The 6,298-nt window shown below is 67.0% G+C and carries 6 protein-coding genes; 4 read left to right on the plus strand and 2 right to left on the minus strand.

All coding sequences use genetic code 11. From position 1 onward, the window contains the following. A partial coding sequence (locus tag LzC2_RS19435) for an ABC transporter ATP-binding protein (RefSeq protein WP_171189691.1) occupies positions 1-852 on the plus strand: 852 nt, incomplete at its 5' end. Between the two features lie 110 nt (positions 853-962). Further along, positions 963-1,622 (plus strand): CIA30 family protein, encoded by a 660-nt coding sequence (locus tag LzC2_RS19440; RefSeq protein WP_171189692.1) that lies wholly within the window; start codon positions 963-965, stop codon positions 1,620-1,622. A 71-nt stretch (positions 1,623-1,693) separates the two neighbouring features. Here the strand turns inward: LzC2_RS19440 and LzC2_RS19445 are convergent, their stop codons facing one another. Together LzC2_RS19445 and LzC2_RS19450 are read right to left on the minus strand one after the other, a co-directional pair. Then, the gene (locus LzC2_RS19445; protein ID WP_171189693.1) at positions 1,694-2,086 is read right to left on the minus strand and encodes a hypothetical protein; all 393 of its coding nucleotides are present in this window, start codon (positions 2,084-2,086) and stop codon (positions 1,694-1,696) included. A 132-nt stretch (positions 2,087-2,218) separates the two neighbouring features. Then, complete coding sequence (locus tag LzC2_RS19450) at positions 2,219-3,922, minus strand: alkaline phosphatase (protein WP_171189694.1); 1,704 nt, start codon at positions 3,920-3,922, stop codon at positions 2,219-2,221. Positions 3,923-4,329: 407 nt separating this feature from the next. Between LzC2_RS19450 and LzC2_RS19455 the strand changes: the two genes are divergently transcribed. Together LzC2_RS19455 and LzC2_RS19460 are read left to right on the plus strand one after the other, a co-directional pair. Next, positions 4,330-5,211, plus strand: a complete 882-nt coding sequence (locus LzC2_RS19455; RefSeq protein WP_171189695.1) for a PEP-CTERM sorting domain-containing protein — start codon at positions 4,330-4,332, stop codon at positions 5,209-5,211. Positions 5,212-5,444: 233 nt separating this feature from the next. Further along, positions 5,445-6,298: Gfo/Idh/MocA family protein (locus tag LzC2_RS19460; protein WP_246255205.1), on the plus strand; the 854-nt coding region annotated here is incomplete at its 3' end.

Raw genomic sequence — 6,298 nt, forward strand, 5'->3', positions numbered from 1 at the left:
GATTCGGACGATCGGCCCGCCGCCGTTCGCTTGGAGGACGTCCGTCTGCGACGGGGCGACACGTTGATCTTGGACGGTTTGAACGCCCGCATAAACGCCGGCGAGACGGTCGCGCTACTGGGAGCGAACGGCTGCGGGAAGACGACCCTCAGCCGGGTGTTGCTGGGACAGATGTGGCCCACCGACGGCCGGGTGCAGGTGCTGGGCAAGACGCTGGGCCGGACGGACGTGCGGGCGCTGCGGCGCCGCATCAGCGTGGTGAACGGCGCCACCTCCATCGGACCGGTCGGCGTGTCGTCGGGGGCGATCGTGGACGCCCGGTTGGACGCCGTCGCGGCGGTCTGCACCGGCTATTTCGCCACCGTCGGCCGCTACGACCGCCCCACCGACGCGCAGCGGGCCGCCGCGGTCGATCTGCTCCGCGTCGTCGGGCTGGGGCACCGGTTGGAGCATCGGCTCTCGTCGCTCTCCACCGGCGAGCAACGCCGGGCCGTGCTGGCGCGGGCGTTGGTGACGGAGCCGGAGTTGGTGATCCTCGACGAACCGACCGCCGGCCTCGATCTGCCCGGCCGCGAGCGGCTGCTGGCGGCGCTGGCCGACCTGCGCAACGCCCGCCCGCGGCCGACGGTGTTGCTGATCACGCATCACGTCGAGGAAATCCCCGGCGACGCCGACGGCGTGTGGTTGATGCGGTCCGGCCGCCTCACGCACGCCGGCCCGCCGGCCGACGTGCTGACCAGCGAAGCCCTGTCGACGACGTTCGGCTGCGACGTCCGGGTCACGTTCGAGCACGGCCGCTACTGGGTACAGGTCGCCGCGACGCCCTGGGATCGGCCGCGCTCGAGGGACTGATCGCCGCCGGGAGAGCGGCGGGGGCGAACCCGGTCACGGCGCCGGGGCATCACCGGCTTCGCGCGGCGCCGACGCTTTGCCACGCGGTCGATTCAAACGGACCGCCCATCATGCCCGCGGCTTCCCCTCCCCCGTTCTCGGCCGCCGCCATGCTCTCGCTGATCCTGACGACCGCCGCCCTCGCCGCCCCCGCGGGCGATCCCCCCGCGGCGACCGAACCCGCCGCTCAATCGGCTGAGGACGCGAACGCCGAGGTCGAGCTGACCGAGGTCGTCGACTTCACCCGCGAACAGGAAGCCGAACGCTGGATCACCGTGAACGACAACGTCATGGGCGGCCGATCCCGCGGCGGGCCGTCCTTTAAAGACGACACGCTGATTTTCTCCGGCGCCACGAACACCAACGGCGGCGGGTTCTCTTCGATCCGCACCAAGCCGCAGGAGTGGCCGCTCGACGGCGCCGAAGGTCTGCGGATGCGGGTCCGCGGCGACGGACGGACCTATCAAGCAGACGCGAGCACGGGCGTCAAAGCGTCGAACTTTCGGGTCGCCTATCGGGCGGACTTCCAAACCGTCAAAGACGAGTGGGTCGAAGTGGACGTACCGTTCTCAAAGTTCAGGCCGACGGTGATGGGCCAAAGCGTCGCCGGCCGCGTGCCGGAGTTGGCGGCGAAGGACGTGCGGACGCTGGGCTTCATGATCTACGACGGCCAAGACGGCCCGTTCAAGCTGGAGGTCGACTGGATTAAGGCGTATTCCCCGGCGCCGTAGCGGACCGCGGTTCGGGCCCAGATTCCTCGACAGGCGTCCCTATCGCTCGGCAGGCGCCTCCTATTGCTCAGTCAGCGCGGGGGAGCGGGTTCGCCGCATTGGGGGCACAGTTTCCAGCGTCGCTTGAGGGGTTCGTCGCACGCCGCGCGGGTTCGACCGCCGCGCGGCGCCGTCGGGCGGTCCGCAGCGAGGGGACGGTCGTCCGCCCAATAGACGCCGGTCAGCATGCTGGTATTGCAGCGCCGGCCAGTCACGCGGCCTTCCGCGGTGCGATACCAGACTTGATAGTGCCGCTCCCCCTTCTCGCCCCACCAACCGCGGGCGAAGGGTTCCCAAGAGATATCCTGCACCGTGCCGCCGGCCTCCTCCACGGTCTGCGTGATGCGTGATTGATCGAAGAAGTGATTCGCGATCCGCAGTCCGACGACGAACGCCAGGACCGGCAGAAAGTAGGCGAATTCCAAGGGGACGGCGGGGCGAATGGCTCGGCGTAGCGGGGGCGACCTCCGCGTCCCGATCGAGTCAGCGAACCGACCGGGCATTCGGCGGTCAACCCCCCGCTTCGCCCCGCAATGCGACCGCGGCGTCCCCCGAACTCATTCCGCGCCGGCCGACTCGGTCTCCGCGTCCTCGGCCGACTCCGATTGCGTGGTCAGCAGTTCGGGGCGGTCGAGAACGAGGTAATGGCCGTGGTCGGCCGTCACGATCATTACGCTCTCCTGCCAGTTACTGTTTTGCTCGACCCAGTCGGTGACGACTTTCACCGCGGCGTCGCCGCTGTTCACAGCGCCGATCGAGTTATCCAGGTTGTTGTCGTGGTTCGCCCAATCGACGTCGCCGGCCTCGACTAACAGCCAGAACCCCTCCGGGTCGCCTTCCAGCGCCGTCAGGGCGGCCCGGGTCATCTGGGCGAGCGTCGGGTTCTCCATTAAGTCGCGAGAAGAATACTCTTCGGCCGTTTTCTTCCGGCCGACCGTGGGGTCGTAACCGCCGTCGGCGGTGCGGTACGGCAGGTGCCCGCCGCCCGGCTCGGCGCCGTAGAAGCCGAGGAGCCGTTTTGAACCGGACGCCGCCTCGTCGGCCGCTTCCGCCAGTCGTTCGGCGCCGTTCACGCCGGGCGTGCGGTAGGCGACGACGTATCGGCCGCCGTTCTCCACATCGACCTGCCGGCGGTCCTCCGCGGTGAGGTACGGGTTGCCGGGAACGTAGTTCTCCCCCTGGCCGTCGTCCTCGTCGCGATCCGTGCCGTAGCCCCCGCCGATTAAAACGTCCAGCCCCGGCAGGGGGCGTTCGGGGTGACTGATCGACGGCAGCCCCAGCAGGTCGCGGGTGAGGTCTTGATAGTCGTTGCGATGCACGTTGTGGGCGTAGGCCGCCGCGGGCGTCGCATGGCTGATCGGCACGCTGCTGACGGCGCCGACGGCGTAGCCTTCCCGCTGGGCCATGTGGGCGATCGTTTCGACCTGTCGTCCCTCCGCGTCGACGCCGATCGCGTTGTTATATGTTTTCAACCCGGCCGTCATGCTGACGGCGGAGGAGGCGGAGTCCGTATAGGCATGCTTCACCGACGCGGCTTTCGGACCGGAGACGAGATATTCGGGGCTCTCGAGGCCCTCCGCCGGGGTCCAGGGATCGGCGCCGGCCCGATTCGGATCGTAGCCGCCGGGCGTCGATCCGCCGGGGTTGAGGACGCGCTGCTCGTCGACGTCGACGTCCGTCCCGTCGTTGTGCGGGCTGGTGACCATGAACCCGTACTGGCTCGTACCGTTCGCGTCGTAATCCTGAAAATGAAGCCCGGTTCCGCGGCCGGACGTATAGGCGACGCGGCCGGTATTATACGTCGCCGCCGCCCGGGTCGTCTGCCAGTCCATGCCGTCGAAGACGACCAGGAAGATATGCTTCTTCCCGGCGTCCAAAGCAGCCCGTTGCAGATCGTAGAGGTTCGTTTGGTCGAGGTACTCCGCCTCGGTGTTATAGGTCTCGACGGGCGGGCGGCCGTAGAGTCGAATCAGCTTCGCCGGGTCGCGGTAGAGGCTGTTCTCGCCCGTATAGTCGTTCAGATCGAGGCCGGCGCCGGCGTTCGCGGTGCCGTAGGTATAGACGGGGATGAGCCGATTGGAGTGCGTTCCCCACAGCGAATAGTTCTCCGGCTGCCAGCCCCAGTGGGCCGCTTCGGACTGTCCCCTGTCGATCGCCCGTTCCTGCAGATCCCGAATCGGGTCCCCGCCCGACGCCGGAGCCGCCGCGAGACAGGCCGACAGAAGGAACGAAAGCGGCGTGATCGAACGTCGGCGGGACATGGAGTGCGTCATCCTCTCGGGCGGGCGGCGGGGGCGGGCACGGAGTGTAAAGACCCACGCGGCTCGTCACATCAAGAAGGCGTGAAGACGTTTTGCAGCCGGCGCTCGCCGCTCGGCGCCGCCCGCTGACTGGCGAGCAACCGGCGGAGGCCACTGGGATGAGCCGCGGGCCGATCCGCTCGCGCGTAGGCGTCAAATCGGTTCACAACTTTCACCGCCTCTGGGTCGCCATGCACCCGGACGCGGACCACGAGTGAGGCTCGCCGACCGGCGGGAGTCTTCGCGTATTCTTCGCAAATATTTGCCGGAATCATCCACGGCGCCGCCTTTACGATTCAATTTGTTGCCGCATCTCCACATGCTACCCCCGATTGATCAGAATGATTTGCCCGTCTACGTCTCAGTCCATGGCAACGCTCGCGGCGAGCATGGTCCTGGGGATTTGCAGCGCCGCCTCCGCCGGAATCACTTTTGATACGACCGGCGTCGCCGTCGTCATTGATTTCGAAGACAACTCTCCAGGAGTGATCGGCGGAGATCCATTCCAAGCGAACGGGATCACGCCGACGACGGACGGGACGCTCGATTCGACCGCATGGGCAGTCACGGGGTTCCAACAGGGGGATACGGAGTTCGGAGGATCCTATACCGACGACGTCTACAGGCAGGGATTCGACAGTGGGACAGTCGGCGAAACCGCAGCAGGCATCTATGCTTTTAAGACTTCTGTCCAATCCGGATCCGCCATGATCAACAATACGACGCTCGGCTTCCAGCCGACGGGTGACAACTTTACCCCCGGCGCGCTCTTCCTGCGTGTGATGAACGGGACCGGCGGCGTGATTCAATCGGTCGAGGTCGCCTACGACATCTTCGTCAACAATGACCAATTGCGATCGAACTTTCTCAACTTCTCCTATGGTTCCGGAGGGAATGAATCGGACCCGTCGGCGATCAGCTATACGCCAGTCTCCGCTCTGGACTACGCCACGCCGGGCGCTTCGGACGCCAGCGGCTATCGACTGGACGCTTCCCGATCCAGTTTAATCTCCGGCTTCTCGATCGCCGACGGAGACTATCTCTATCTTCGCTTCGACTCTGATAACATCAGCGGCATCGGCAGTGGGCAGCAGGACGAATTCGGGCTAGACAATATCTCATTGACCGCTTTTGAGACGCAAGCCGTTCCTGAACCCGGAAGTTTCGTGTTGTTCGGCACGCTGGGCGTTGCGGGGACCGTGAGCGGCTTGCGTCGACGCAAATCAAGGGCTGCTCGTACTGCTGCATGACGACGCAAACCTGAGGATCGCCAGGCGCCCTCTTTCCTACGCCGCCGGCGCTCGTCGCTCGGCGCCGTCGCGTTCTGTCGGCGGCTCATGTGCAATTCGGCTGATGCGTGCGTAGCGTGGCGGCGAGGCGTCTCGGTCAGCGCTTGGCCGCGTCCCCGTCGTCCGTCTCCCCTTTCCAAGAGAACCCCCTTTCCGCTGCAAGCAGAAAGAGGTCGGAATAAATGGAAGAGAGCATGCTTCGCCACGAATCTCGCCGCACGCACCTGAAATCGCTCGCCGCGATCGGGGCCGGCCTCTATATCGGACCGGCCGTACGGGCGGACGACTCGAAGTCGCCGAACGAGACGCTGAACCTCGGTCTGGTCGGGGTCGGCGGGCGGGGCGAGTCCAACCTGCGGGGCGTGGCGAGCCAGAACCTCGTCGCCCTGTGCGACGTGGACGGCCGCCGGGCCAAGACGGCCTTCGAGGCGTATCCGCAGGCGGCGAAATACGCCGACTTCCGCAGGATGCTCGACGGCGAGTCGTTGGACGGCGTGGTGGTCAGCACCACCGACCATTTGCACGTGCCGATCGCCCTGGACGCGATGCGGCGGGGGCTGCCCGTCTACGTGGAGAAGCCGCTCGGTCACAACGTCTGGGAGACGCGGCTGGCGGCGGAGGTCGCCCAACAGCAGCAGGTCGCCACGCAGCTCGGCACGCAGATTCACGCCGGCGAGAACTACCGCCGCGTCGTCGAACTGGTGCGGGCCGGGGCGATCGGACCGATCGAAGAGGTGCACGTCTGGGTCGGCAAGGGCTGGGGCGGCGGCACGCGACCGACCGACACGCCCCCGATCCCCGAGGGACTCGACTGGGATCTGTGGCTCGGCCCGGCCCCGCAGCGGCCGTATCACCCGACCTACGTGCCGGCCAACTGGCGGCGGTGGTGGGACTTCGGCAGCGGGACGCTCGGCGATATGGGCTGCCATTATCTCGACCTCGTCTTCTGGGCGCTCGGGTTGAAGCGCCCCACCGCGGTCGCCGCCGCCGGACCGCCGCCCGACGCGGAGACCGCCCCGCTCGGCATGACCGCGACCTGGGACTTCCC

The sequence above is a fragment of the Alienimonas chondri genome, from assembly GCF_013036045.1.
GTDB classification, from domain to species: domain Bacteria; phylum Planctomycetota; class Planctomycetia; order Planctomycetales; family Planctomycetaceae; genus Alienimonas; species Alienimonas chondri.